Below are 25,246 nucleotides of genomic sequence, written 5' to 3' on the forward strand. Positions count from 1 at the left end.
CATGAATGACGAATTCTACAATAGAGGATTGGAAAAGGCTAGGCGAAAAGACTACGCTGGAGCAATTGAAGAATTTAACCAGGCTTTAGAACTGACACCTTACTTTCCCGAAGCTTACTTGCAACGGGGTTTGGCATATTATGACTCAGGTGCAATCCTTAATGCTGTCTCCGATTATACTGAAGCCCTGAAGCTTAATCCTGAGAGTGTAGAAGCATATTATTGTCGTGCATTGGCTAGGGTGGCGCTGAAAAATTTGCCGGGGGCGCTGGAGGATGTTGACCGTGCTATTCGTCTGAATCTGAATTATGCTGCTGCTTATAATCTACGGGGGATGGTGCGGCGCAAACAGGGTTATATTCAAGATGCGATCGCTAACTTTAAAAAAGCTGCACAATTATATCTAGAGCAACAGGATAAAGAGAATTGTCGTCTGTGTCTGGAACTAATTAAACAGCTACAACCCAAAGAATTACCTGTTGTACAGCAATCACATTCTCCAAATGCGCCAATTTTATCCACAAATGAATATTTCACGCAATTATTAGAAAAAGCTGAAAAGGGAGATACCCAAGAGGCACTCGCCGATTTAAACTGGGTATTAAAAGCCGATCCGCAAGATGCCCAAGCTTACTGCTGTCGTGGGGTTGTGCGTTGTAAAATGGGAAATTATCGAGAAGCGATCGCAGATTTTAATCAAGCATTGCGACTAAATTTTCAAGATGCCATTGTCTATCGCAACCGAGGTAAAGCCCGTTCTGCATTAGGAGATCATCAAGGTGCGATCGCGGATCTTAACCAAGCACTTCAGATACAACCCGAAGATGCCTTAGTCTATATTGCCAGAGGTAATGCCTATCGGACAACGGGTAACTATCTTGGTGCAATTCAAGATTATACCCAAGCACTACAGATCAATCCCGATGATGCTCAAGCTTACTACAATCGCGGCATTGCCTATACTTGTTTAGAAGAAATGCAAAACGCTCTGGAAGATTATCAACGGGCGGCGAGTATCTTTTGTGAACAAGAAGACTGGGGAAATTATCAACAAGTCTTAAGTAGCCTAGAAAAAATCCAGAAATTTAGTCCTGAGTCAAAAAAGCAAAAATATAACCTGCTACGTCAGCGACTTTTACGAATGGTTGGGGGATATTGGGAAATTGCCGAACGATTGATTCAGCAAAAGCAGGATTACTATCCTGGGATGTCAGACGAGTGGTATTTGCAAAAAGTAATGGATGATTTAGAACGCGATCGCGGTAGATAAAATATAAATGCCAATATACACGAAATTCACCCGTATAAGTGTACGGGTGAAAATGCAATTAATCACTTGCTATTTTCCAATGAAACTAAACGCACCCTATATTAACAAGGTTTCAAAGTTTAGTTAGAATTGCAAGTTTGACGGCGACGACGCAATCCAAACATACTAACTGCTCCTACAGCAAACATCGACAGAGTAACAGATGGTTCAGGAACACTAGCACCAATTAGCGCCTTGACATTTGCCTCGCCGATATCAAGAACGACGACAAGATCATTAAAGTTACGGTCACGTATGAAGGGCAGCAACAGAAGCCACTGCATTGGGCAGAGGTGGCATTAGCCAAGTTTCCTCAGCAAATAGGTAATTTATTTCTGCGCGATTCCTTAGTCAAAAAATATTACAGAAAGTTAAGCTTAGTCACGTAGTATAACTATTGGAGGATGTGCGTCGTATAACTATTGGACGATGTGCGTCTAATCAAATTTATTTATTGTAAAGAAGTTCTGTAAAGGTGAGCGCCTAAAACGCCAGCGCCGCACAGAATCAACTGACTAATCTCTCTCAATTAACTAAAAAGAAAAACAATGTCTAACATCAACAACCAAACCAAAGACCTGTAGAGCATCGAATTCGTGCAAGACCTCAACCTGAGAGCCTATGCAACTTGTCACTTCCATGTTTGAAAATAGAATTAATAGAAGAACTATCCTTCACGGTGCTATCACCTTGACAGGAACATTGGCAGCCGTCCAACTTGGCTCCGCTAAGAAAGCGCAGGCGCAGTCTACTTCATTAAGCCAACGTAAAGGGATTTTGTTAGCGGTAGATTTACAAAATGGCTTTTTGATCACACCTGAATGTGAAGCGGTTGTGCCAAAGGTGGTTGATAATGCTAGTAAGTTTCATCAGGTTTGGGCAACTCGCTTTTTTAACCGGAATCCTAACTTTTCACGTCAACTCAACTGGAATGAAATGGTGTCTGGACAGGAAACAGAGCTTTCTAAAACCTTAATTCCGGTTGTCAGCAAAACGTTTGATAAGCCTTCATATTCTCCAATTTCAACTACTCTGCTCGAAGTAAATATTATGTCCCGTTTCCTTTTTTTTCATGCTCATGCTCCTACTTCTTTTGTGATGTCACCTGCCCTGCTCCAAGCCTTGCAAAATAACGCTATTACTACAGTTGCAGTGTGTGGAGTTGATACAGACGCTTGTGTGATGGCTACAGCTTTAGGACTCTTTGATGCTGGATTTGAGACGTTCGTAGTATCAGATGGCTGTGCTTCTAGTGGTGGGCAAGAATATCATGAAGCGGCGATTAAGATATTGAAACGCAATATTGGAGAGAAATATGTGATTTCTTTTAGCGAATTACCCGCAATGTTGTTTTAGTGAACTACCCCATGCATGAATGCAGTGGGTTCCAACTCACTGCATGAGTTTCGTTTACCCTTACAGGTTCCGACTCCTCACGAGCTATTGGATTACTAGACATCCGCTCTATCCCACTGTTGCCAGTAGGAGACTTTGAACTAGTCGCAGTTCTCGCAGATTGATTTGACCCATTTTGCCAAGCGTCCAACAAGAATTGTTCCATCCCTAGCCAGCCATTTCTAGCTAGCTTGATTGACAAAGTTTCTGTTTTTGGATCGACGTATCGACTCAAGTAAGCAGACAAAATATCACAGAAAAGTACTAGTAAACGCTGTAGCAGCTAGGCTTAAAGAATTGCTTGCACAAATAGCTATTGATATTAAAGTTGAAATCTTAGAAATGGAGATAATGCCAGACCATGTACATTATTGATTGATGTTGACCCTCAATTTGGAGTACACCGAGCCGTGAAGAGATTCAAGGGTGCAACTTCTAGATATTTGCGTTTGGAGTTTCCCGAATTAAAAAGTCGATTACCTTCGTTGTGGACTAATTCCTATTTTGTATCAACGGTGGGCGGTGCAACACTAGACACAATAAAAATGTACATTCAAAACCAAAAAGAAACTTGACGGCGAATAAATTCGCCTGCGGCTAGCCCCCATAAATAGAATTTAGGGGCTACCCCGCCGCAGTTAACTCGGTGTATTAAGAGGGTGTTTGAAAAGTTATGAGCGGTAAAAATTTATGCTAAACGCTCTATTGACATTTATCCAAAAGACTTACCTGCACTGCCTCCTGCTATTTTTTAGTTCTGTCGAACTCACGTTGTGGTTAATTATTTTTGTGTGTACCTTACCTGTACGGGAATCACTATATACTTTTAATTGAGAACGGGTAATAAGTAACTTATTTACTATTACTTATTACCCGTTACCCGCCTTAACTGACTACCACTTCAGCTTTTTTCTCTACTTTTTCCTTCACTAGCACATATGGCTTTTCTGCACCTTGTGCTAGATATTCCGCTAGTTGACTTTCAATTTGATCGCGCACAATTTGGCGATACTCTAGAAAATGCTCGTTGTGGGCGCAAGCGGCAATATAATGCTCAACAACTCCAGGGTTACGCTTGATAATGCTGAACAAATGATGCCAGAACTTCCAACGGGTTTCCCGTTTGATGCCTTGTCGCCAAATTACAATCAGCAGCGCTTTCACAACTACCCACTCTGGCATTTTTGCTGGCGCTTTCCAACTCGGCAAACCCATCATCAAGAAGCAACGATAGGTACGATCCAAGTATTGTACTGGGTCATATAAAGTACAAAATGCTTCAATATATTCTCGTGCAAGTTCTTCTAGGGGACGGGTGGGGAGGAAGTTCATCAATGTTGTCTGGTTGATGTTACCATCTTGATTGTCCCGTAGTCGTCCTTCTTTTTTCAGGCGATGCCAAAGCGCAGTGTTAGGTAACGCTTGCAACATGGCAAAAGTAGTAGAGGGAATAGCTGCTTGTTCTGCAAAGCGGACAATGCGATCGCCTGCGCCTGCTTTTTCGCCATCAAAACCGATAATAAACCCAGCCATTGGGCGTAATCCCGCTTTGATGATGGTTTCCACTGCCTCAGTTAGGGAACTGCGAGTATTTTGAAACTTTTTGGTCATTTGCAAACTATCCTCATCCGGCGTTTCGATTCCCAAAAACACCGCCGCAAAACCACACTCAACCATCAACTCCAACATTTCTGAGTCTTCTGCTAAGTCAATCGAAGCTTCTGTGTCAAATCGGAAGGGATACTTGTGTTCTGCCATCCAGACTTTTAACTCTTTCAGCAACAATTTCACATTTCGTTTGTTGCCAATAAAGTTATCATCCACCATGAACACACCCCGCCGCCAACCCAATTCATAGAGGTAATCTAACTCTGCTAACAGTTGTGCTGGGGCTTTGGTGCGTGGTTTGCGCCCGTAGAGAACAATAATGTCGCAAAATTCGCACTGGAAGGGACACCCGCGCGAAAACTGCACCGACATCATGTCATAGGCATTCAATTCTAATAAATCAAAGCGGGGTATTGGTGTGCTTGTGACATCAGGTTTTTCTGTGGCGCGGAAAGTACCAGATGTGTCTCCCCTTTTTATTGCCTCAATAAACATGGGTAGCGTGATTTCCCCTTCATCCAGAATCAGAAAATCTGCGCCAACATTTTCAACTTCATGAGGTACAGAGGTGGGGTAGGGGCCGCCGACTGCGACTAGCTTGCCACGTTTTTTTGCTTCCTGGATTTGGTCGAGTAAATCTTGTTTCTGGACAATCATCGCGGAGAGAATTACTACATCTGCCCATGCCCATTCTGCTTCTGTTGCTGGGCGGATGTTGCGATCGACTAGCTTGAATTCCCATTCTTGGGGGAGAATCGCGGCTACTGTTACTAAACCCAGAGGTGGTAATAAAACTTTGCGATCGACTAACTCCAAGATTTTTTCATAAGACCAAAAGGTTTTGGGAAATATCGGATACACTAACAAGATTCGCATGTAGTATCAATCCTCACACTTTGATTGTTATCCCACTCTAACGAAAATTAAGAGTTATTGACTTTTTATTAAAGTTGTTTTATTTTAGCATTGATATTTTTACATCAAATGGGCGACTAGGGACTGGAATTCTTGCAGCAGATAAGCTAATCGGCAAAAAGAAAAGCATGTTGAAACAGGAGTCAGGAGCTTTCTGGCTTCCCTTACTACGACCAGATTGTAAACTAAATGCATATCAGCAGGACTTACGCAACTGTCACAGGCGATCGCTAAATGCCTTAAACACTATCACTAAATGTTGCTAATAAACTTAATCGCCTACAATCGTGAGCAGATATCCAAACCTTTGATTATAATGCTTTGCAGACTGATGCTTATCACCATCTACTGACTAGTTTTTTGAAAAAGACTCCAGATTTATAAGAAATATTATCATTTAGCGGTATTGTGAAAAGAGAAGCAAATTAGAAAACAAGTGTAGCGCTTCAGAATAAATCAATCAGATGATCGCACAATGGCTCTCAAAAGCTTTTGCACAAAGTTTCAGGATTCTTCTTGCCGTTATATTTGTCAGTATTACATTTCCTGTGGTTGCATCCGAAGATAAGTCCAGTTATGGTAATCAACTTAACCTGCTTAAAACTGAGATTACACAGCAGGATCTCAAAATCATTGAGCAATTAGTAGCTATTGCTGAACGCAATTCAGCCTAAGTGCTAGAAACAAAAGCTGCAATGGGATTGAATGCTTTTAGAGATGTCGTATCTATCGAATTATCTCCGGCTCTAACTACGGTATCAACATCACCGGATTCCCCATCTGAGCGCTCAAACAGCTTTTCCTTAACTGTCACAGTAGACCCGATTAAATTCATCAGTACTTTTCAGCAGCTTCCTGTTTTGCGAGCTCGTTGGAAGGAAGCGAGACAGCAAAAAAGATTAGCTATTATGCAATTTTATGTTGCCTATCTCCAAGCCCATCAAGCTACTCTAATTGCCACTTATCAAATACAAAAATTTACTGGAGGCTCCGGCATTGCCAGCCTTTATTCCCAAGCAACTTCTCCTAAGAATATCAATCATCTTGCTAATCCTGATTACGTTGCAGCTGCAACGTCTATGTTAGAAGCAAACACACACGAACGATTGACATTGGAAGAACTTGCAGCTTGTGTCGGCTTATCTCCGCAAGAAATGACCGCCATCATTAGCAAACAATAGATATTTTATCAGCACGTTAAATGCCACTAATTTTTAAAACATCACTCATGGTTGCACAATAATTTGGCAAGCCGAAACTATCAGGATTGATGAAATTTTCATAGGTGAAATGCCGATAGTTCATGCAAAACCGATCCCAAGCGGCCATCTGAATGCGGAACAGAACAATAATCAAATTAGCCAATGCTAAAGATACGGGAATGCGAAAGTAAATCTTTTTGCCCAAATAAGCACAAACTTCTTTCACTGCTTGATCAGCAGTTAACTGCGCTTGACCTAAAATAAACCGACGTGATTGATCATTTTCGGGAGGATGATCAATTAAATATCGTACTACAGTGGCAATGTCTCGTCCGTGGATAAAGTGAAAACTGCCATCTACATCAAGAAAGCGAATCAAATTAATATATTTCGTAACTTCGGGAATGCCAGATGTGACAGCAGAATAGGGTTTATTGGCATCACCGCCCACTACTAAAGTCGGAAATACTGTGGTAATTTTGGGTGCGATCGCTAATTTTTCTTTTTGATGTAAACACTCATATTTAGAACGGATGTAATCTGTCCCAATTTCCCCAGCTGCTTTTAATGGTTGATTGTAGCGATCTAAAACACTAGCTGTCGAAAAATAAATCACCTGCTGGCAACGTTCTGGATCTAGCAGTTCGAGCAACTCTATAGTTTTGACGACATTAATCTCAAATGTCTGATCACCACCCCAAGCTGTGGCAGTGAGTACCGCCGTATCAATTGTGGAGAGCAAATCGGCAAACTGGTGAATATTTTGCATATCACCTTGTAAAACGTTGATGCCTGAACGTGCCTTGGTATCAACTTGCAGTTTACTTGGGTTCCTAACTAGCAGATACAGTTCGTGATCTGTTTCCTTAATTAAGACTTCTGTTAAATAATGACCTATACAACCACTTGCACCAGTCACTAAAATCCGTTTCTGGCTCATACTAAGATTTTAATAAGTTAGGAGTTAGGAGTTAGGAGTTAAGAATTAAGTTAAAAGTTCCCAATCAGGAGTTATTAATCAAGTTAGGAGTTAAGAGTTTGGAGAGACGCGATTAATCGCGCCTGTACGTTAGGAGTTAGGAGAGACGCGATTAATCGCGTCTGTACGTGAGGAGTTAAGAATAAAAAAAATCACTTTGCGCCTCGCAACTGATAATTTTATAGTTTATATCCCTCTTCTGTCACTTTCCGCGAGGGCGATCGCTAGAAGCCTCATGAGGCAACCAATACAAGCTATACTATTAGAAAAAAATTGGTCTTGTATTTGTTATTAGAAAAGAATCGCGCGATCGCCTGCTATACAAAAGCTCTAGAATTCGGAAATGGCAAAAGTTTTCGGAGAGTGACAGAAGAGGGATATAGCGGTTCTCAGTTGAGTGAGGTACAAGAACCCCACCCCCAACCCCCTCCCCGCTCTTCGAGAGGGGGCTATGATGTAACTCATGTGATTAGGAAACGCTATAACTCCTAATTCATAACTCATAACTCCTAATTTTTAACTCCTGCAAGATTAAGTTCCTTTGCGGTTTCAAAGAAGAAAGCGACATTTTCTTCTGGAGTTTCTGGTAAAACACCGTGGCCGAGGTTGAGAATGTGACCCCAATTGCCAGCTTTGCGAACGGTATCGAGAATGCGATCGCGGATAAACTGTTTAGAGCCGAATAGTACGCCTGGGTCAAGATTTCCCTGAACTTTGACTTGTTTACCCAATCTGGCTCGTGCGTCTGCCATATCCACCGCCCAGTCTACACTGACAATATCAGCGCCAGATTGTGCCATTCTTTCCAATACACCCGCACTACCGCTAACTAGCAAAATCAAAGGTGTATCGGGATGGGTTTGCTTGACTTGCTGGAAAACCCTCTGCTGATAAGGGAGAGCAAAGGTGTCATAATCTTGAGGACTCAACTGACCCGCCCAAGAATCGAACATTTGCACAACTTGGGCACCAGAGTCAATTTGGTAGCGGGCATAGATAGCGATCGCATCTGCTAATTTAGCTAACAGTTGATGCAGTATTATCGGATCTGAAAATGCCATGTTTTTGATGATGGAGTAGGTTTTAGAACCTTTTCCTTCTACTGCATAAGCTGCTAACGTCCACGGCGCACCCACAAAGCCCAACACCGTTGATTTATCGCCTACTTCCGAGCGCAGCGTCTGCAAAATTGTTTTGATAAATGGCAGAGCTGCTTCTGGTTCTAAAGGACGCAAAGCATCAATTTGTTCTTGAGTGCGGAGGGGCGAGTGAATGATTGGCCCTTTACCTTCGGCGATGTCCATGTCAATGCCCAAACCAGGTAATGGGGTGACAATATCAGAAAATAAAATTACTCCATCTGGTTGGAAGGCTCTCCACGGTTGCAAGGAAACTTCAATTGCTACATCTGGAATTTCCGAGCGATCGCGAAACGAAGGATACTTCTCTCTTAAGTCTCGATATGCTTTCATATATCGTCCCGCTTGTCGCATCATCCATACAGGGGGACGATCTACTACTTCACCACGAGCAGCCCGTAAGAGATGAGGAGTCGTTGAAGAAACACCCATTTATCACTTCATCCTAAGTCACAATTTTTATACCACTGTTTAGCTTATCATTCTGGGATTACGCTTGATCAGCAAGTTGTCAGCGAAAGCCTTAGTCGCTTGACGGCAATGGGGAGTCAGGAGTCGGAATGCGATAAAACAAGAATTAACAATGAAAGTGGAATATAAAAGAATTTTGTCACTCTTTTGTGTTTTCTCCACTCCCCACTCCCCTAACTTCCTATGCAAACTGACTCTAACAGTCCCGATCATGTTGCATCTATTAATAACGAGCCTAACCCAGGCAAGTTTTTGATTCCGCGATCGCAGCGACAGAGGTTCTTTATTCAGTTTACCTTAATGACCCTAATTGGATGGGTTGTGGGTGGCGTTGTCAGTATCGCCTTAGAGAAAATTATTCTCCAAAGTCTCTCACCTAGCGTTGTTATCCAACCACAAACATGGAGTATTTTGGTTAGAAGTTTCAGTAATGTTGTATTTGCCGTAATTTTTGCTGCTGACCAGAGTCTGATCCTTTACCGATATTTACCGGGTTGGCAATGGATATTTGCTACTAGTGTAGGTTGGCTGATTGCCAATGGTGTTTCTACAGCCTGGATTAACGACATTTCAACCATTGCCTCATCATCTCTTGAAGATACTTTGATTTTGGGATTTCTGTCAGCGATCGCATATATAATTTCTGGAATTTGGCTAGGGATTTGCCAATGGCTGGTATTGAGGCGATATACAGCAGGCATTTGGTGGTGGAATTTTTTACCCTCAATTTCTTTCTTATTAATTAGTATTTTAGTTTGGTTGCTTTTTGTTATACAAGTATTGATTCCAGAAGCAAACCGTAATTTTATATTGTATTGGAGTGGACAATTATTTACGGCAATGATTCTGGGAATTATACCAGCAATTGGCTTGTGTACATTGAAAAGAAATTAAGATCGCTAGACTAGTAGTCTGTCAAGCTAGTTTTGAGGGTTTGTAGTAAGCACTTTAGTGCTTAGAAAATAAGGACTTCAGTCCTTACTACGAAATTGCTTAAGTAAGTCGGTGCTAATATTTCAAGCTATGTTAAGAAATTTAAATCGTTGGTGCGTTGCCGCGCAGCGCAACGCACCAACGATTCAAGGTGCGTTAGCCTACGGCGTAACACACCCAACTTCAACTTTATATTTCTTCATATACATTGAATTTTTCTCGCCGACTTACTTACCCATCAATTTAAACTTGACAGGCAGAATTCTCAGAAGTAAAAACTGCCAAGCAGAACTGAGGAAATAGCAAAAAAAATTTCTGATTTGGGATGGGCGAATATTAATGTTCATACCAAAGAGTTAGCTAGGCGAAGAAACATTTTCAGAAAAAGCTTTGCTGACACTAGTTTCAGCTCTGGTATAAAGATAGGTTTGTGGTTCTGTTATTTGTTGAGTCCTGAAGATTTTTTCTGCCCGTTCCCACAGGTCTGTATCCTCTCCATAGGGTATGTGATTAAATCCCCGCAACTTAAAAAATACGTGTCTCTTCCCAAAAAAAGTTGGGCCCAAAACGCATTCTCGAAGATTAATTTTTTTATCAGGTTGATAATAATCAGCTACCCAAATTTCTTCTTCAGTGGCAAACCCCCCTTGAATCAAATCAACTTCTGGATGGAGTTTAATATATTCAATGCGTGACTCCAGATGATTTTGTTGATAAGCATCATCGCTGTCGAGAAATGTGATATATCTGCCAAATGATGCCTGAATTCCGGCATTTTTAGCGTAACACTGTTTTTTATTTTGATGTTTCAAGTACCTGATATTATTGAATTTTTCCACATAATTATTGACAACTTCAAAAGTATTGTCTTGGCTACCATCATCAACAATGATCAGTTCCCAATCTTTGAAAGTTTGATTTATAACACTATTAATTCCATGATCTAGGTATTTATCTCTGTTATAAGTACATATAATAATTGATATTTCTGGAATTAAGTCAAAAATTACACTGGACATAATTAACTGTAATTATTTTACGTAAAAAATTATACTTTTTAACTTAATGCGGATGCGCGATCGCTAATATCCCCGCATCCCCATCTAAAGTTGCTTCTATACCCACTGGTAATGCTGCATTGGGATTATCATGACCAAAAGGTAGATTAGAGACAATCGGAATATTTAAATCGCCTAAGCGATCGCGCAGAACTTCTTCCACACTAAAACTAGGCACATTTGGTGGGGCTTGACAGCGAGTAAAACCCCCCAAAGCAATCCCCCGAAGTTTTGATAAAGAACCACTTAAACGCCACTGTGTCAGCATTCTGTCGATGCGGTAGGGTGGTTCTGTGACATCCTCAAGTGCCAAAATCACACCATCAAAATTTGGTTGCATTGGTGTATTTAAAAGATGAGTTGCGACTGTCAGATTTCCTGGTAGCAAAATGCCAGTAGCAATCCCGCCACCCCAAGCATAACCTTTGAGAGGTTGGATATCTCGCCCTTCCACCCAATTGAACAATCGCTCGATTGACCAATCTGGCTCATCGGCGAGAGTTGTCATCACTGGGCCATGAAGGCTGGAAATCCCTACGTTATAAAGGCTCCACAAAAGGGCGGTGATGTCAGAAAAGCCAATCAACCACTTGGGAAGTTCTGAGTTTTGTTCCCAATGCCAATTTTCTAAGATGCGGGTGCTACCAAAACCACCTCTGGCGCAGAGGATACCGCGACAATCTGGATTTTGCCATGCTGCTGCTAGCTGGTTACGGCGGTCTTCATCTGTGCCTGCTAAATATCCCCATTTATCATCTATCTTTGGGCTGATTTCTACTTGGTAGCCGTGCGATCGCCAAATTTCCACACTCCGCGCAAACGGCTCCAATTCTCGTAAAGCACCACTGGGCGCAATAACTCGTAGCAAGTCACCAGGTTTGAGGGGTGCTGGTAGAATTTTAGATTTCATCTAGATGGTAGGGAATCCCAAATTGAATCGAGGTTTGCTTGGGCTTGTTTGAGTGCTGTTTCTGGAGAAGCGCCTAACATGGTAGCTTCGATGGCTCGACCTAAACTGTCAGACAAACGACTATAGCCAGGAATGATTGGTCGAGAACCTGATACAGACATTTGATCAATAAAGACTTTCAAGATAGGTTTTTGCTGAATAAATTCCTGGTAAGCCTGACTTTGGGCAGCTTTGAGGTTAACTGGTAAAAAACCCGTCCCCATACTCCATTCTGTTTGAAATTCTTTACTCAAGACATACTCTAAAAATTTGAGTGCAGCTTGCTCTCTGGCTGGTCTAGTCTTCATCAAATACATATTTCCAGTGCCTGTCACCGTCGCCGGCTTCACATTTGTAGGTATAGGGAATGCGTTAAAGTCAACATTGGACTTCATTATATAAGTCCAAGGACCTGTGATCTGCATAGCAACGCGACCTGCAATAAAAGCGTCTTCTTCATAACCTCGCTCTGGGGAAGAAAGGGTTGCTGAACCATCTTTTAATAAGTCTTGCCAAAATTGTAAGGCTGCGATCGCACCGGGATTCATCAAATTTGGGCGATTATTTGTCATTACTTCTCCACCAGCGCTCAATAAAAAGGGGAACCAACTAAAGACAGTCCATTCTTCCTTTCCTAAAGGCAGTAATATTCCGTACTGTTCCGGTCGATTATCGCCATTCCGGTCTATGGTCAATTTTTTGGCAACTTCCCTCAACTCTTCCCAAGTCTTAGGAATTTGCGTAATTCCCGCAGCTTGGAAAAGTTTAGGTCGGTAAAAAATGCCTATATTGCTCGTATAAAGTGGGATTGACCAAAGATGACCGTCTAATTTTAATTCTTCCCATAAGTTGGGGCTAATTTCCGACTTCAAGGGCAATTTGTCCAGCCATTCTTCTAAAGGTCGAATTGCCCCTAGTTCCATAAACTGACCTGTCAATTGAGGATCGAATGAGAGAATATCTGGAGGCGCATTGCCCACAACTGCTGTTAATATTTTTGGCAATTGAGGTTGACCGATGAAGATAGATTCCACCTGAACATCAGGATGAGTCTGATTAAATTTATCTACTAGCTTGTTAAACACATCCCGATTACTAGGGGGATTGATTGATTGCCATAGACTCAGATGAATTACTTCGTCATTTTTCTGGACTGTCCCTTGACAACCATATAAGAATATGAAAAATATACTCAGAATAATTCCCATCAGCAAAAGCCGCCAAGCAGAATTGGTCAACTGGCGCGAAAAACTCGGAATTTGAGATTGAAAAAGGCTACTTTTCATACAACTTTTTAAGGTAAAACAATAGTTTTGTTCAAGGTCTTGATTGAATTAAAAAATAAATTCATCGATGTGTAAATACACAAAATTGTAATTATTTATTTTATCCATAACTCTGGTATAGATTTATTCTATAATATAATACGTTTATTTCCTGACCACACAAATTTTATGGTAAATTCTACTACCCCTTGTTTCTTAAGTAGCTTTTTAGAAAACTCATTTCACTTCAAACGTCATCTACAAGATTTTTTACATTTAGATTCAGAAACCATAGAGACAAAGTTAGCAGCAGAACAAGAAGAAATAAAAAACTTAGGATATAAAGATTTTAATTGGCAAGAAGCAAGTGCTTTCTATCGTGATCAAGTAGGAGAGCTTTACTTATTTGAATTGGGGGCTTGGCATCTGTCAAGTCATGAATATATTGGAGATATGTTGCGGTTGATTGCAGATTATGCTCAAGGTCGAGTGTTAGATTTTGGTGGTGGAATCGGAACTCATGCCCTTGGCGCTGCTCTTTGCCCACAAGTTGAGCAAATGATTTATTATGATATTAATCCGATCAATCGTGATTTTGTTCAGTATCGATCTGAGAAAATGGGACTGGACAAAAAAATAATTTTTGCTCTGGAAATGCCTACAGAAGAGAAATTTGATCCGATTTTGTGCTTTGATGTTTTAGAACATCTGTTAGATCCTAGCCAGCAGTTATTACAATTTTATCAAGCTTTGAACTCTGAAGGTAAAATGATAGTGAATTGGTATTTATTTAAAGGTTTTAATCAAGAATTTCCTTTTCATTTAGATGATCCTAAAGTAGTAGAAACATTTTTCCATACACTTCAGAGTCAATTTCTAGAGGTTTTTCACCCTTACCTGATTACAACTCGCTGCTACCGTAAGCAAAGTTGAATTTAATTATCATGTATTTTGGATGGAGCCACAGCGAAACCCAATAAATACGTTGTTTAGGTAAAAAGATGATCTTTATGAAAATACATCAACGACGAAAATACACCATAAATTATTATTTATGTCCACTCCAATTGGTTCACTAGGTTCAGGATTGGGTGGCGGAGTGGAGTTGACCCTCTCTAACATTGCCAAAGAGATGCTGCGGCGAGGAAACAAATTAGAAATTGTCGCACCCCAAGGGTCTGTTAGCAGTTCATTACCTATTAAAGAAATTCCCGGAGAACTCCAGATACCAGCCCAGAATCAGACTCGTACTGAGCCAGTTTTTATCCCGAAAAATTCTGTTCTGGCGAATATGTGGGATTATGCTCGCCAAGTGCAAGCAGATTATGATTTGATTGTGAATTTTGCTTATGATTGGCTACCACTGTATTTAACACCATTTTTTAACCGTCCGATCGCCCATCTTATCAGTATGGGTTCTTTAACAGATGTTATGGATCACATGATTGAATAGGTAGCAAATAATTTTCCAGGTACTATTGGCGTTCATGGTCAAACCCAGGCAGCTACTTTTACATTTGCAGATAAATGTAAATGTTTAGTAAATGGTTTGGATTTGTCTGTTTATCAGTTTTGCAGTCAACCTGGTTCTTACCTGGCTTGGGTAGGTCGCATAGCACCAGAAAAAGGGCTAGAAGATGCTGTAGCAGCAGCGAAAATTGCGGGTATGCCGATGAAGATATTCGGGTTAAAACAGGATGTACCCTACTGGGAGCAAATTTGTCAGGAATACCCTGATGCTCCGATAGAATACAGAGGATTTTTACCAACACACGAACTTCAACAGGAATTAGGCCAGTGTAAAGCATTATTAATTACTCCTAGATGGATAGAGGCTTATCCTAATGTGGCATTAGAGGCACTTGCTTGCGGTGTGCCTTTGATTAGTTATCGTCGGGGTGGTTTAACAGAAATTGTTCAAGAAGGCAAAACTGGTTTTTTGGTGGAACCTGATAGTGTCCAAGGTTTAGTGGAAGCAATTAAGCATTTGGATGAAATTGATCGCCAAGCTTGTCGCCAGCAAGCAGAAACTTTATACTCTTTAGAAGCTATGGGCGATCGCACCGAAGAGTGGTTTCAAAAAATTCTGAGAATATAGCAACTCTCGTTTGGATGTAACATATAGTAGGGCACAGCAATGCTCATGCGTGTCAGCTTAACGTTAAATCGGCGGTTAGAAACCGCGTCTAAACAAGGCTTTACCCACCGACCTGGGTTATAAAAGCTTGATTTTCTCTTAGTCCGCGGAGGCGGAGATTAGCGATGCCTGCGGCGGGCTACGCCTACGCATCAGTCGAGTATATTCGGGCGCGTTGGAGGAGTCAATGCAGAAGTTTTTGGAGATGCTGGGGAAGCTGAATCGTCCTTATTTGACAGCTTTGGAAGAGAAGCTATTGGGTTTGATTGAGCTTGAATATGGGCTTGGAGATTAAATCTTCACAAACTCGTGGACAATAATAGATACACATCTTATGATTATGGAATCAGCTTGATGTTTGGCAAGTCGAAGCGGGGGCTAAAACCCTGGGGGATCTGCCAAAATCGCCAGAACCTTGACAAGTAAATAGTTCCAGCATTTCAGTCATGAGGGAAGTTGCAAATTAGTTGCAATAAGAGCGGCTGAAAATGACCTTTTTTTTCGATCTGCCAAAAACCCTCCCAGGAAGCTTGCTCTGATTAAGTTTCAGCACCGAGCAGTTTCTACTTACCAAATCCCCTCACGGGGACTGAAACGATTGAAATTCTGAAAGATGATGCTCTGTCCAATTGGTTTCTACTTACCAAATCCCCTCACGGGGACTGAAACATATCACCCGAAGCCATAGCCCAGCCTAGTAGCTGTGTTTCTACTTACCAAATCCCCTCACGGGGACTGAAACGTGATATTAGCGCCTCAGTTGCCATAGCTCGTAGGGGTTTCTACTTACCAAATCCCCTCACGGGGACTGAAACCAGCTTTGAGACTGGTAGCTGCACGAGATGGTGCTGTTTCTACTTACCAAATCCCCTCACGGGGACTGAAACACGCCAGTAGATACAGACGGAGAACGATTATAACTAGTTTCTACTTACCAAATCCCCTCACGGGGACTGAAACAACAACTGCCATCCTCCCAGATTGCAAAAATTAGTTAATAGTTATTATGAATTGTGATAAAGCTGAAATTGAGTGGCGATATCAGCAGCAAAGCTTAGTCGTAAATCCCAAGGGATGAGGACTTCGACTTTTGGTTGCCATGCTCGTAAACGCATGACTACGTTATTATCCCTTTGTTTGTGATCTTGATATCGGATAAATACTTGATAGTAAGCGTCTTTTGGTGAACGGTTGTCCAGAACTTTTAGTAAAGCCTGTTGTTGAGGTTGTTTAATTTCACGTTGAATCAAATGTTGTACTTGCTGGTAGCTAATTTCTTCAAAAGTCTCATGGCGTTCAGTATCTTTAACGTAGCGATCGCAGAACTCCCGGTCAAATCGCAGTAACATCAGTTGGGAAGGTAAGTAGAAATCAAATCCCCATGCTTTAGACATAGACAAAGCAATATCATCTGGGGTGGGTAAAGACTTCTGCTGATATTGCTGTTGCAAGTTAGAGGGCAACTTAGAGTTTACCCACTCTAGAGTCAGCAAATTCTGAATCCGGTCAAGGCGAAAATTATACCAGTTAGTATCTTTTTGAGGACTTTCGCCGTATGCACACAGATAAACTGCCCTCTGTACGTAGTAGATACATACTGGATAAACGATGCAATCAACGTTACCCTCAAGCCTTGCACTACTGTAAGTTAGCTTGATAGGTGGAACTGGAGTTTTTGCCCAAAGTTGTCTTAACTGCTCTTGCCAATCTTCAACAGCGTCTAGAGTTCGACGGGGTATAACATAATCGAGTTTTAAGAAAAAGCGTTGTACTCCATTGATTTTTTGGGAGTGATTTTCTGCAAACCCCACTAAATCTTCATGCATGAAACTCAATTCATCAGCACCTACTTTAGCAGCGCTTCCCTCATCTTTTGTAGTTATGAGACGTGGTGGAAACTCGCACACCCGATAATATTTTTGGTATTTATACACAAGCCAGCCGAGTTTAGCTAGAGTTTCTAAGTCAGCCTGTAGGGAACGACGAGTGACGCCAAATAAGCGCCGTTGCAATAGAGTATTCAGTTCAGATTCATCCATACCTGTGTGAGCAAGAATTAATTTTTGCCAGTGGCTAACAATTATTCCTGTATTTTCACTGAATAACCATTCGGCTACGCTCTTGGCACAGAGGCAATGAGAGTCATGTATGGGGGGAATTTCTTCTCCTTTGGGATGCGTAGGACTGAAGAATAGATTCCGCCAGTCTGCGTAAGAAAAAGAGTCATCTAAAATTAGACGGTGTTGATTGTCACCGTAAAGCGATCGCAACCACACCCACAAGCGAATTGCTCGTAAGAGATTTTGTTTAAGATATCCGCGTCCTAAGCACTGCAATAGTTCTACATCAGGAATATCTTGAAAAACTAGTTCAGACACCAGCCCAATCTCGATAAAAATAACTTTCTTTAACGCGATGTGCAACTTATTCTTAAAACCCTACTTCCATTCCTCTCCCCCACTCCTGAGAGGCTTTGATTCTTGCTCCCCAACGCTAGTAGGGAAGGGGTTGGGGGTTAGGTTTGAGAGAAAGTTGCACACGGCGTTTCTTTAAGATACAGCATCTTGGAAGACACTTCTTCCAGGTGCGTGTATGATGTACCCATCAAATAAAGCTAAAGGTAATGAGTACGTACAAAATCGAGCTAAAAGAGGGAATTTTACGTGTAAATTTTGGAGAACCTGCCCAAAATGACCAGATTGTGCGTGATGCAGCAGCCCGATTGGAAGAAATGGCAACATCAGGAGAACTGGCGGGAGGTCCACTTCTGAAGATTAATGGGCCAATTTCTATCCCTGTAGCATTTGTTCTAGCACATAAACTTGGTCATATTTACGGTGCAGTAGGATTTTACGATCCTAAGTTAGGTAAATATGTAATTTCAATAACACATAACCCCTCGTATAAACTGGGAGACTTAATAGATTGATATTTGATTGATTAAGAAGACAGGTGTAGCTGCAAGAAATTTTATGACAACGTATAACATCAATCTTGAAGGCGACATTTTAAAAGTTGGGTTTGGTGCAACACTTGCTAAAGGCGACCAGATTGTGCGAGATGTAGCGGCGCAGTTGGATGTAATGATTGCTTCAGGTGAACTTGCGAGTGGTTCCCTGATTAAAATTAACGGACGCATATCAGTACTGGTTGGTCAGGTATTAGCTGATAAATTATCTAAGTTGTATGATGCGATCGCTGTTTTTGACCCCAAGATTGGCGACGGAGGGCTGGATACCTATGTAGTCACGATTAGCAGACATCCTAAGTATAAAGTAGGGGATACATTAGATGTGGTGCGATCGTCACAGCAGCCTAGTATCAAAATTGTGCTGTGTGGGTTTGCGAATACAGGAAAGACTTGCTTCCGGGATGGTTTAAAACAGGCGTTATTGCAGATTCCCAATGCACCAGAGTCTTATTTCATCTCTGGTTGTCCAGATGGTGATGGTTCTTGGTATGGGGAAACTGCACGGCGTGATTTGGATTTGGCGAAAAATTTAAAAGCTGAATATAAAGCTAGATTTACAACAGAGTTTGTAAAACTAAAAGCGCAGGAAGTCAGAGCTATCAATACACGAATATTTATATTTGATGTGGGTGGAATAATATCTGACGATAACCGGCTGATTATGGCGGAAGCGACTCATGCGGTGATTTTGGTCAAAGATGAGTCTGAAATTGCACCTTGGCAAGAGTTGTGTAAGTCTCTGGGTTTACAGGTGGTTGCAATTATTTCCAGTGATTATGAAGGTGTAAGTGATGTGATATCGGAGGAAACACCGATTCTTAAAGGAAATGTTCATCGGTTGCAGCGTGGGGAGGATGTTTCTAGTCGTCCGATGGTGCAAGCATTGGCGCGGGTTTTGGTGGAGTTAATTTGAGGTAAATGTAAAAATGGATAAGATGAGTTCTATTAGTATAGCGATCGCTTGGTGTCTGGCTTGGGGTAATGAGCGAAAACCGCAGTTTGATATTACTGTTTTACAAGAAATGCGCGAGGCTTTGAATAAGAATAATGCCAAGGAAGTTCCAGAAGCGGTTAAAGCAATTGTTCAGCAGGTAGAAGAATTGCAAAGTATTAAAGATGATTATTTTCCGCCAACTCTGGATGAGCTAAAACACCAACACTCTAATTTATGGAATCAAACTACTAAAATTGGTTTAGTTTATGGTGGGGCGACCAAAGTTAAAAACTATGTATTTGACTCAGCAAAGATTCAAGAAATACGCGGTGCATCTGGTTTACTAGATAGAATCAACCAGATTGATTTAAAAGCATTTTTTAATGATGATTATCAACCAGAATATAAACCCAATCTTTATCAAGCTCAATGTACAGATATCAGAACATGGCTAAATGATAACTTTCATCAATACTTCAATTTATCCGAAGTTCTCATTCCCGAACTAATTATTTATTCCACAGGTGGAAATATTCTTGTTTTTTGTCCTGCTGCTTATGTTCATGATTTAGCTGATGCCATTGAAAAGCGTTATACTTACGAAACCTTAACAGCTAACTCTTGTGCAGTTGGGGACACATTTAGATTATTAGAAATTCGGTTTGGTTTACTCAAAGAAAATATAGAAGATACACCTTGGTTAGAGTGGTATCACAAGAACTACCAAAAACCAATAATTCAGGCTTATTTTGGATATCCCAAAGATGAAAACGAACGGCTAGAAGTATTTAAAACCCGTAAAAGCTTTAATGAAATTACTACCAAATTAGCTGTTTTATTTAATCAACGACGTAGCGGTAATGATATTCCTGGACGTAAAACCACCCGTCGTTATCCACCTATGTTTGAAACCCATCCTTATTTAGTCAGAGATGGAGGGGAAAACCGTTCTTCTATTCTGCAAGTAGACAAACTAGCTAGAGAAACTTCTTTTTCTGAATCATCAGTTAGAAAATATCTTTTTGGTGATAGAGCTAAAGATGGTGATCTAAAAGAACCACAATGGTATTTTAATTCTAACTTGGAATGGCGTAGAGGTATAGTTGAAAGCTGGGTAAATAGATTTACTGAATTTTTAGATGAGAATCCCACTTACAAAACTAAATACTATGCAGGTGTTGAACCCAGAGATGTAAAAATAGCCCAAACTCTTACCCATGTTAGTAACGCTAGTAAAGGTTTTCTAGGTTATATCTATGCTGACGGTAATAACATGGGTGGATATATCCAAAAAATTCGGAAACCAGAGGAACACAAAGAGTTTAGTCGAGATATAGACTTAGCAACACGATATGCAGTTTATCAAGCATTAGCTGACAACTTGCACCCTCACACACTCAAACATTTAAATGATGAAGAATCAGAACTAGGAAATGGTGATATAATTCATCCTTTTGAAATAATTACCATTGGTGGTGATGACATTTTAATTGTTGTACCTGCTAATAAAGCATTAGAAATTTCTCAAATGATAGCTGAAAGATTTGAAAACATTTTACTCAAAAAAATTAACTTAGTAGAAATTCAACCTCATATACAAGAGAAAAGGTGCATTTTGGGTAATTATAAATACAAGTTTGATAAACCATTTGAACCACACAAAATTCATCGTTACCAACCATCAAAGGCTGAACGCTCCGAATGTAAACTTAGTACATCAATAGGTGTTTTAATTACAGCTATCAACACACCAATTTACTACGCCAAAGAGTTAATAGAGCAATTACTCAAGTCTGCTAAAGAACGGGCTAAAAAATTAAAAAATGTGGGATATCATGGGGGAACAGTAGATTTTTTAACACTAAAATCTGTGACAATGATTGCATCAAGTGTTAAAGAATTTCGTGAACAAGCATTAACTAAGAAAACTCCCCAAAATTTAAGATTATACGCCGCACCTTATACTCTACATGAATTAAGGGGATTATTAACATCAATTGCAGCCTTGAAAAAAGCCAAATTCCCTAAATCACAACTTTACCAAATCAGGAGCTTATTAGAACGAGGTAAACACACAGCTATTCTCAATTATCGGTATTTCCGAGTGAGACTCAAGCAGGGTAAATCTGAATTAGAAAATGATTTTGAAAAAGCTTGGTGTCCACCTAAAAATGAAAATAATGGCGGTAATTTAGCACCTTGGATGTATGATGACGGTTCACTCGAAGATGATAAATCAGGCTATCCTCTTTATGAAACAATTTGGCGAGATATGGTTGACATCTATGAATTTGTGGAAGAATCAGAAAATTCACCTGTAGAGGTTGAGTCATGATTAAATTACAAGAATTACCGAACTCAATTCAAACTTATTCTATTACCGCTATCATTGACACAGCTTTATGTATAGGTGCTGGAGGTTCTTCCGGTTCACTCACAGATAAACCCATAGTTCGCAACGCTGAAGGAAATTTACTCATTCCTGCTTCACAATTAAAAGGGCGTTTACGCCATGAGTGCGAAAAAATAGCTGGAGGTTTACAATGGAACATTTGCTATTCTCCCAACCCACAAAGTATGTGTCCACAAAGGGCAGGTTTGGATGGGAATTTTGACAGGGAAGAATATAAAATATCAAAAGATGATAAAAAGTATCATTGTTTAATTTGTCAAATATTTGGGAATCCTATTTTAACTTCTCGCATCATATTTGATGATTTAATTTGTGAAGAACAACCAGAAAATTTACCAGAAATCATCCGTCCAGGAGTAACAATAAGCCGTCGTCGTCGCACTGGGGAAGAAAGTAAACTTTATTTTCTAGAAACATCTCCAGCGAATATAAAATTGAGGTTTCAAGGGAATATTTGTTTATCTAACTCACCATTTAAGAACCCAGATTACGTAGGTGCGTTAATTTTAGCGGGACTGCGACACATTAACGCTTTAGGTGGGAGTAAATCTGCTGGCTTGGGGTGGTTAAATTGGGAATTCCCTGCGTTATCTGTAGAACAAGCAGCATGGGATTTTTTAGCTAAAGGAGTGGGAAGCAATGAAAAAGATTAATTTAGAAATTAAAGCTTTATCTCCTTTAGCAATAGGACGACAAAAACCAGGAGGGAATATAAGTGAAGCTGAAACTTTTATTCCTGGTTCAGTAATTCGTGGTGCTGTTGCTGGTCAGATATTAAAGGAAGCAAATCAACAAATTGAAGAAGGTGATGATTTTCATAAATTATTTTTGAGTGAAAATCCGGCTATTTTTAAAAATGCTTATCCAACAGGAGATGACAAAGTTAAATCAGAGGTGAAGGTAATACCTACAACTGCTTTAAGTTCTAAAATCGAACCTGGGTTTAAACCAAAAGGACATGGTGTTTTTGACACTTTAATAGATCGATTTTGTGCAGAAAATTTTGGTCAAATCTATGATTTTAATAGCCCGGTAAAGGGTAATGAATTAGAAGGAGATAGAGTAGATAGCTTTCTTGGTTTTTATAGTCAAAATACTAGTAAGTATTCTAAAAACTCTGCTAACTCTCGTTTATTAACTAGAGTAGGTATAAATCGCCGTCGCGCTACTTCTGAAGAAAGGGTACTTTATAGCATTAAAGTTTTAAATGAATCAAAAGAGCAGAAAAAGCAACCTGTAATATATACAAGTGCAATTGTAGTATCTGATGATTTAGTAGATTCTTTACACACATTTATTGACAATCATCAAGATAATTTTCGTTTGGGAGGTTCAAGTTCACGAGGTTTAGGAAAAGTCAAGATTACAGCTAAAAAGCAAAGTGATATTAAGTCAAATGTAGATAATCAAATTAACCAATTTAATCAAAAATTACGTATACGCTGGAATGAATGGGGTAATATATTTAGCAATGCTTCCGAATTACCCTCAAATCGTATTTATTTCACCATTGATTTACAAGCGGATGCAATTTTAACTGAAAATTGGCGACGCACAACAGTAATTTCTGAAACAATGCTACAACAGGTTACAGGGGTGAATGATTCATCTTTGCAACTTTATACTGCTTACAGTAGCTATGATTATCGTTCTGGTTGGAATGCTGCTTGGGGATTGATGAAAGATGTGGAGTTAGTGACAAATAGAGGAAGTGTGTATTTATTCAGTACAGAAAATAAGGATTTGTGGTTGAAAGCTTGGGAAGATTTGGAAATTTATGGAATCGGCGATCGCACTTCTGAGGGTTTTGGTCAAGTGCAAATTTGTAATGAGTTTCATAATGTATTTCAGGAGGAAGCTGTTTAAAAATGATTGAATTAAATAATGTTTTAAAAGAACAACTTGCTTTAAGAGTTGAAAAAGGTATCACCAACCAGATAGATGAGATTATCCGAAAGATGGTAGAAATATCCAAAAAATTTGCAATAGCAGGAAAAGATGAAAAATCCCCATTTAGAAATGTACTTGGTGTTTCTGTTGATTCTAGTTCTTCTATAGAAGTTATCAAAAATTATATTCGTTATCAAATTGGTAGACGTGGTTCAAGTCCTATTTGGACAACTTCTAAAGATAAAGAAATATTTGCAGTAGCTTTAGTTAAAGAACTGGATGATCTTAAGCAAGATGCGGAATCAATAGTCAAAAATGTACAGAAAGGTATTCCTAAAGGTCATGATTTAGAGTCGTATATAGAGGAGAGTAGTAACCGACATCAATTGACAAAACAGATTCACATGAAACTTGTGCAACTATATCTAGGCTATTTAGCAAGAGAACATACAGCCTCGATTGGAGAATTGAATTTAAAAACTTAAATAACTATAACTATTAATAGGAAATTTCAAATATGCATCGTTTTGTTGTATCAACTGTTGGAACAAGTTTACTTACTAATCAACTACGTCAAAAAGCAGATCCAAAAAATTGGAAAGAGCTGCTTGATAAAACTGCTCATTTAACAGAAGAGCAAATTAATAAATCTTATCCTGAAGTTCCAGATATTCTTTTAGAGTTAAAAAATAGGGCTGAACAAAAGCTGGATAGTGGTAATACTTTAGAAATTAAAGAAGCCAGTGCAGAACTAAATGGTATATATAGCTTGTATAACGACAAAGTTGATAATGGGAAACTAGATTATCATTGGTTAATAACTACCGATACAGCACAAGGTCAAATAACCGCAAAAATAATTAAAGATTTTTTAAATAAAAAAGTCAATTGTATTGAAGTGTATACTCCTTATCAGCTTTCCGCAGAAAATACTACAAAATTTACACAAGGGATTGATGATTTAATAGATTGGCTTTCAAAAAGATATAAAGAGGCTAAAAAAGATGGTTATGACATCTACTTTAATTTAGTAGGCGGTTTTAAGGCGATTCAAGGATGTATGAATACTATTGGTATGTTTTATGCCGATAAAATTATATATGTATTTGAAGGTTCATCATCTCACCTAATTACTATTCCTCGCTTGCCAATTACTATAGATTATGAACGAATAAAAAAACATGAGGTGAGTTTAGCATTACTTAATGCTGGCGCAAGTTTATCTGTTTCACAAACTGAAAAAATTGAAGAAGCGTTAGTTGCAGAAATTGATGGGAGAATAACTATTTCTAACTGGGGACAACTAATTTGGAATGAGTGTAAAGATAAATTTTTAGCATCCCCAGAATTACTAAATTTTCCGAAAATAGAATATGAAGATATGTTTCGGAGAGATTATAAAAAAATTACTGATACACAAGATAAGGTAAAACTACAAGAAACTTTAGCTAAAGTATCTTATCAATTTGAAGAATCAAATGGAGATACAAGAATTCTAGGAAAGACTGTTAGTTATTATCCTTACCAAGGTGCAAAAGATAATGAAGGTATTGATCATTTTTATGTTGGAATACAATTTCGTGTCAGTTGCAAAGTTGTGAATGGAAGACTAAAGTTGCGACATTATGGAACACATGATTATGTTGAAGGAAAAGAGACAAAATAAACTAATAGAATA

The 25,246-nt window shown here is 39.6% G+C and carries 25 protein-coding genes, 2 pseudogenes and 1 CRISPR repeat array; of the genes and pseudogenes, 17 read left to right on the forward strand and 10 right to left on the reverse strand.

What is annotated here, in order from left to right; translation table 11 throughout:
- Position 1 precedes the first annotated feature (1 nt).
- Positions 2-1,270, forward strand: a complete 1,269-nt coding sequence (locus V7K36_RS21885) for a tetratricopeptide repeat protein (protein WP_335119206.1) — start codon at positions 2-4, stop codon at positions 1,268-1,270.
- A 119-nt stretch (positions 1,271-1,389) separates the two neighbouring features.
- Here V7K36_RS21885 and V7K36_RS21890 read toward each other — a convergent pair whose 3' ends face one another.
- Positions 1,390-1,593, reverse strand: a complete 204-nt coding sequence (locus tag V7K36_RS21890; RefSeq protein ID WP_335119208.1) for a PEP-CTERM sorting domain-containing protein — start codon at positions 1,591-1,593, stop codon at positions 1,390-1,392.
- 337 nt (positions 1,594-1,930) lie between these two features.
- Here V7K36_RS21890 and V7K36_RS21895 point away from each other — a divergent pair, with 337 nt between their 5' ends.
- The gene (locus tag V7K36_RS21895) at positions 1,931-2,665 is read left to right on the forward strand and encodes a cysteine hydrolase family protein (RefSeq protein ID WP_335119210.1); all 735 of its coding nucleotides are present in this window, start codon (positions 1,931-1,933) and stop codon (positions 2,663-2,665) included.
- A gap of 4 nt (positions 2,666-2,669) precedes the next feature.
- Here V7K36_RS21895 and V7K36_RS21900 read toward each other — a convergent pair whose 3' ends face one another.
- Positions 2,670-2,906, reverse strand: a complete 237-nt coding sequence (locus V7K36_RS21900; protein WP_335119212.1) for a hypothetical protein — start codon at positions 2,904-2,906, stop codon at positions 2,670-2,672.
- Between the two features lie 44 nt (positions 2,907-2,950).
- Here V7K36_RS21900 and tnpA point away from each other — a divergent pair.
- A pseudogene (gene tnpA, locus V7K36_RS21905) lies at positions 2,951-3,279 on the forward strand (IS200/IS605 family transposase); the annotation flags it as partial.
- Positions 3,280-3,589: 310 nt separating this feature from the next.
- Here the strand turns inward: tnpA and V7K36_RS21910 are convergent.
- Complete coding sequence (locus V7K36_RS21910) at positions 3,590-5,188, reverse strand: B12-binding domain-containing radical SAM protein (protein WP_335119214.1); 1,599 nt, start codon at positions 5,186-5,188, stop codon at positions 3,590-3,592.
- Between the two features lie 503 nt (positions 5,189-5,691).
- On the opposite strand from V7K36_RS21910, the gene V7K36_RS21915 reads away from it, so the two are divergent.
- Positions 5,692-5,901, forward strand: coding sequence for a hypothetical protein (locus V7K36_RS21915; RefSeq protein ID WP_335119216.1), 210 nt, complete (start codon positions 5,692-5,694; stop codon positions 5,899-5,901).
- Here V7K36_RS21915 and V7K36_RS21920 read toward each other — a convergent pair.
- Positions 5,898-6,062, reverse strand: coding sequence for a hypothetical protein (locus tag V7K36_RS21920; protein ID WP_335119218.1), 165 nt, complete (start codon positions 6,060-6,062; stop codon positions 5,898-5,900). The two genes, V7K36_RS21915 and V7K36_RS21920, sit on opposite strands and share 4 nt — an antisense overlap.
- A 73-nt stretch (positions 6,063-6,135) precedes the next feature.
- On the opposite strand from V7K36_RS21920, the gene V7K36_RS21925 reads away from it, so the two are divergent.
- On the forward strand, positions 6,136-6,408 hold the full coding sequence (locus V7K36_RS21925) for a hypothetical protein (RefSeq protein WP_335119220.1): 273 nt from the start codon (positions 6,136-6,138) through the stop codon (positions 6,406-6,408).
- A 16-nt stretch (positions 6,409-6,424) separates the two neighbouring features.
- On the opposite strand, the gene V7K36_RS21930 is transcribed toward V7K36_RS21925, so the two are convergent.
- A complete protein-coding gene (locus tag V7K36_RS21930) occupies positions 6,425-7,369 on the reverse strand; it encodes an NAD-dependent epimerase/dehydratase family protein (RefSeq protein ID WP_335119222.1) in 945 nt (314 codons plus the stop codon).
- Between the two features lie 318 nt (positions 7,370-7,687).
- Here V7K36_RS21930 and V7K36_RS21935 point away from each other — a divergent pair, with 318 nt between their 5' ends.
- Complete coding sequence (locus V7K36_RS21935; protein WP_335119224.1) at positions 7,688-7,900, forward strand: hypothetical protein; 213 nt, start codon at positions 7,688-7,690, stop codon at positions 7,898-7,900.
- Between the two features lie 17 nt (positions 7,901-7,917).
- On the opposite strand, the gene hemE is transcribed toward V7K36_RS21935, so the two are convergent.
- A complete protein-coding gene (hemE, locus tag V7K36_RS21940) occupies positions 7,918-8,979 on the reverse strand; it encodes a uroporphyrinogen decarboxylase (protein WP_335119226.1) in 1,062 nt (353 codons plus the stop codon).
- A 222-nt stretch (positions 8,980-9,201) separates the two neighbouring features.
- Between hemE and V7K36_RS21945 the strand changes: the two genes are divergently transcribed.
- Positions 9,202-9,912, forward strand: coding sequence for a hypothetical protein (locus V7K36_RS21945; protein ID WP_335119227.1), 711 nt, complete (start codon positions 9,202-9,204; stop codon positions 9,910-9,912).
- Positions 9,913-10,041: 129 nt separating this feature from the next.
- Positions 10,042-10,254 (forward strand): hypothetical protein, encoded by a 213-nt coding sequence (locus tag V7K36_RS21950; protein WP_335119229.1) that lies wholly within the window; start codon positions 10,042-10,044, stop codon positions 10,252-10,254.
- 53 nt (positions 10,255-10,307) lie between these two features.
- Here the strand turns inward: V7K36_RS21950 and V7K36_RS21955 are convergent, their stop codons facing one another.
- The 3 genes from V7K36_RS21955 to V7K36_RS21965 are packed head-to-tail and all read right to left on the reverse strand — an operon-like array spanning position 10,308 to position 13,244.
- Positions 10,308-10,970: a glycosyltransferase family 2 protein gene (locus V7K36_RS21955; RefSeq protein ID WP_335119231.1), complete on the reverse strand. Its 663-nt coding sequence runs from the start codon at positions 10,968-10,970 to the stop codon at positions 10,308-10,310.
- Positions 10,971-11,013: 43 nt separating this feature from the next.
- Positions 11,014-11,919, reverse strand: a complete 906-nt coding sequence (locus V7K36_RS21960) for a S66 peptidase family protein (RefSeq protein WP_335119233.1) — start codon at positions 11,917-11,919, stop codon at positions 11,014-11,016.
- Positions 11,916-13,244, reverse strand: a complete 1,329-nt coding sequence (locus V7K36_RS21965) for an ABC transporter substrate-binding protein (protein ID WP_335119235.1) — start codon at positions 13,242-13,244, stop codon at positions 11,916-11,918. Before V7K36_RS21965 ends, V7K36_RS21960 begins: the two co-directional genes overlap by 4 nt.
- Before the next feature lie 168 nt (positions 13,245-13,412).
- Between V7K36_RS21965 and V7K36_RS21970 the strand changes: the two genes are divergently transcribed.
- Positions 13,413-14,156, forward strand: a complete 744-nt coding sequence (locus tag V7K36_RS21970; protein ID WP_335119237.1) for a class I SAM-dependent methyltransferase — start codon at positions 13,413-13,415, stop codon at positions 14,154-14,156.
- Positions 14,157-14,277: 121 nt separating this feature from the next.
- Positions 14,278-15,321, forward strand: a pseudogene (locus V7K36_RS21975) (glycosyltransferase family 4 protein).
- Between the two features lie 598 nt (positions 15,322-15,919).
- Positions 15,920-16,320: a CRISPR direct-repeat array (repeat unit 37 nt; unit sequence GTTTCTACTTACCAAATCCCCTCACGGGGACTGAAAC).
- 44 nt (positions 16,321-16,364) lie between these two features.
- Here V7K36_RS21975 and V7K36_RS21980 read toward each other — a convergent pair.
- Positions 16,365-17,738 carry a TIGR03985 family CRISPR-associated protein gene (locus V7K36_RS21980; RefSeq protein WP_335119239.1) on the reverse strand — a complete coding sequence of 458 codons (1,374 nt, stop codon included), beginning with the start codon at positions 17,736-17,738 and terminating at the stop codon, positions 16,365-16,367.
- A gap of 245 nt (positions 17,739-17,983) precedes the next feature.
- Here V7K36_RS21980 and V7K36_RS21985 point away from each other — a divergent pair, with 245 nt between their 5' ends.
- From V7K36_RS21985 to V7K36_RS22015, 7 genes are read left to right on the forward strand one after another with little or no spacing between them, the layout of a single operon-like run.
- Complete coding sequence (locus V7K36_RS21985) at positions 17,984-18,289, forward strand: CRISPR-associated protein Csx3 (protein WP_335119241.1); 306 nt, start codon at positions 17,984-17,986, stop codon at positions 18,287-18,289.
- 43 nt (positions 18,290-18,332) lie between these two features.
- The gene (locus V7K36_RS21990; protein ID WP_335119243.1) at positions 18,333-19,244 is read left to right on the forward strand and encodes a CRISPR-associated protein Csx3; all 912 of its coding nucleotides are present in this window, start codon (positions 18,333-18,335) and stop codon (positions 19,242-19,244) included.
- Between the two features lie 22 nt (positions 19,245-19,266).
- On the forward strand, positions 19,267-21,600 hold the full coding sequence (gene cas10, locus V7K36_RS21995; protein ID WP_335119245.1) for a type III-B CRISPR-associated protein Cas10/Cmr2: 2,334 nt from the start codon (positions 19,267-19,269) through the stop codon (positions 21,598-21,600).
- Positions 21,597-22,331 (forward strand): RAMP superfamily CRISPR-associated protein, encoded by a 735-nt coding sequence (locus V7K36_RS22000; RefSeq protein WP_335119247.1) that lies wholly within the window; start codon positions 21,597-21,599, stop codon positions 22,329-22,331. The genes cas10 and V7K36_RS22000 overlap by 4 nt, the downstream gene beginning before the upstream one ends.
- A complete protein-coding gene (csx10, locus tag V7K36_RS22005) occupies positions 22,318-23,544 on the forward strand; it encodes a type III-D CRISPR-associated RAMP protein Csx10 (protein WP_335119249.1) in 1,227 nt (408 codons plus the stop codon). The genes V7K36_RS22000 and csx10 overlap by 14 nt, the downstream gene beginning before the upstream one ends.
- Before the next feature lie 2 nt (positions 23,545-23,546).
- The gene (locus tag V7K36_RS22010) at positions 23,547-24,053 is read left to right on the forward strand and encodes a hypothetical protein (protein ID WP_335119251.1); all 507 of its coding nucleotides are present in this window, start codon (positions 23,547-23,549) and stop codon (positions 24,051-24,053) included.
- A 32-nt stretch (positions 24,054-24,085) separates the two neighbouring features.
- Positions 24,086-25,234 (forward strand): putative CRISPR-associated protein, encoded by a 1,149-nt coding sequence (locus tag V7K36_RS22015; RefSeq protein ID WP_335119253.1) that lies wholly within the window; start codon positions 24,086-24,088, stop codon positions 25,232-25,234.
- Positions 25,235-25,246: the final 12 nt, after the last annotated feature.

The sequence above is a fragment of the Nostoc sp. genome (genome assembly GCF_036919555.1).
Taxonomy (GTDB): Bacteria; Cyanobacteriota; Cyanobacteriia; order Cyanobacteriales; family Nostocaceae; genus Nostoc.

What these genes read in the sequence shown, in the direction of transcription:
- cas10 (WP_335119245.1), top strand. Translation starts at nt 19,267, where the DNA reads ATGAGTTCTATTAGTATAGCGATCGCTTGGTGTCTGGCTTGGGGTAAT.
- V7K36_RS21960 (WP_335119233.1), bottom strand. Translation starts at nt 11,919, where the DNA reads ATGAAATCTAAAATTCTACCAGCACCCCTCAAACCTGGTGACTTGCTA.
- V7K36_RS21895 (WP_335119210.1), top strand. Translation starts at nt 1,931, where the DNA reads ATGCAACTTGTCACTTCCATGTTTGAAAATAGAATTAATAGAAGAACT.
- V7K36_RS21985 (WP_335119241.1), top strand. Translation starts at nt 17,984, where the DNA reads ATGAGTACGTACAAAATCGAGCTAAAAGAGGGAATTTTACGTGTAAAT.
- hemE (WP_335119226.1), bottom strand. Translation starts at nt 8,979, where the DNA reads ATGGGTGTTTCTTCAACGACTCCTCATCTCTTACGGGCTGCTCGTGGT.
- V7K36_RS22015 (WP_335119253.1), top strand. Translation starts at nt 24,086, where the DNA reads ATGCATCGTTTTGTTGTATCAACTGTTGGAACAAGTTTACTTACTAAT.
- V7K36_RS21930 (WP_335119222.1), bottom strand. Translation starts at nt 7,369, where the DNA reads ATGAGCCAGAAACGGATTTTAGTGACTGGTGCAAGTGGTTGTATAGGT.
- V7K36_RS22010 (WP_335119251.1), top strand. Translation starts at nt 23,547, where the DNA reads ATGATTGAATTAAATAATGTTTTAAAAGAACAACTTGCTTTAAGAGTT.
- V7K36_RS21885 (WP_335119206.1), top strand. Translation starts at nt 2, where the DNA reads ATGAATGACGAATTCTACAATAGAGGATTGGAAAAGGCTAGGCGAAAA.
- V7K36_RS21915 (WP_335119216.1), top strand. Translation starts at nt 5,692, where the DNA reads ATGATCGCACAATGGCTCTCAAAAGCTTTTGCACAAAGTTTCAGGATT.
- V7K36_RS22000 (WP_335119247.1), top strand. Translation starts at nt 21,597, where the DNA reads ATGATTAAATTACAAGAATTACCGAACTCAATTCAAACTTATTCTATT.
- V7K36_RS21965 (WP_335119235.1), bottom strand. Translation starts at nt 13,244, where the DNA reads ATGAAAAGTAGCCTTTTTCAATCTCAAATTCCGAGTTTTTCGCGCCAG.
- V7K36_RS21910 (WP_335119214.1), bottom strand. Translation starts at nt 5,188, where the DNA reads ATGCGAATCTTGTTAGTGTATCCGATATTTCCCAAAACCTTTTGGTCT.
- V7K36_RS21945 (WP_335119227.1), top strand. Translation starts at nt 9,202, where the DNA reads ATGCAAACTGACTCTAACAGTCCCGATCATGTTGCATCTATTAATAAC.
- V7K36_RS21950 (WP_335119229.1), top strand. Translation starts at nt 10,042, where the DNA reads ATGTTAAGAAATTTAAATCGTTGGTGCGTTGCCGCGCAGCGCAACGCA.
- V7K36_RS21890 (WP_335119208.1), bottom strand. Translation starts at nt 1,593, where the DNA reads ATGCAGTGGCTTCTGTTGCTGCCCTTCATACGTGACCGTAACTTTAAT.
- V7K36_RS21955 (WP_335119231.1), bottom strand. Translation starts at nt 10,970, where the DNA reads ATGTCCAGTGTAATTTTTGACTTAATTCCAGAAATATCAATTATTATA.
- V7K36_RS21920 (WP_335119218.1), bottom strand. Translation starts at nt 6,062, where the DNA reads ATGAATTTAATCGGGTCTACTGTGACAGTTAAGGAAAAGCTGTTTGAG.
- V7K36_RS21925 (WP_335119220.1), top strand. Translation starts at nt 6,136, where the DNA reads ATGCAATTTTATGTTGCCTATCTCCAAGCCCATCAAGCTACTCTAATT.
- V7K36_RS21970 (WP_335119237.1), top strand. Translation starts at nt 13,413, where the DNA reads ATGGTAAATTCTACTACCCCTTGTTTCTTAAGTAGCTTTTTAGAAAAC.
- csx10 (WP_335119249.1), top strand. Translation starts at nt 22,318, where the DNA reads ATGAAAAAGATTAATTTAGAAATTAAAGCTTTATCTCCTTTAGCAATA.
- V7K36_RS21990 (WP_335119243.1), top strand. Translation starts at nt 18,333, where the DNA reads ATGACAACGTATAACATCAATCTTGAAGGCGACATTTTAAAAGTTGGG.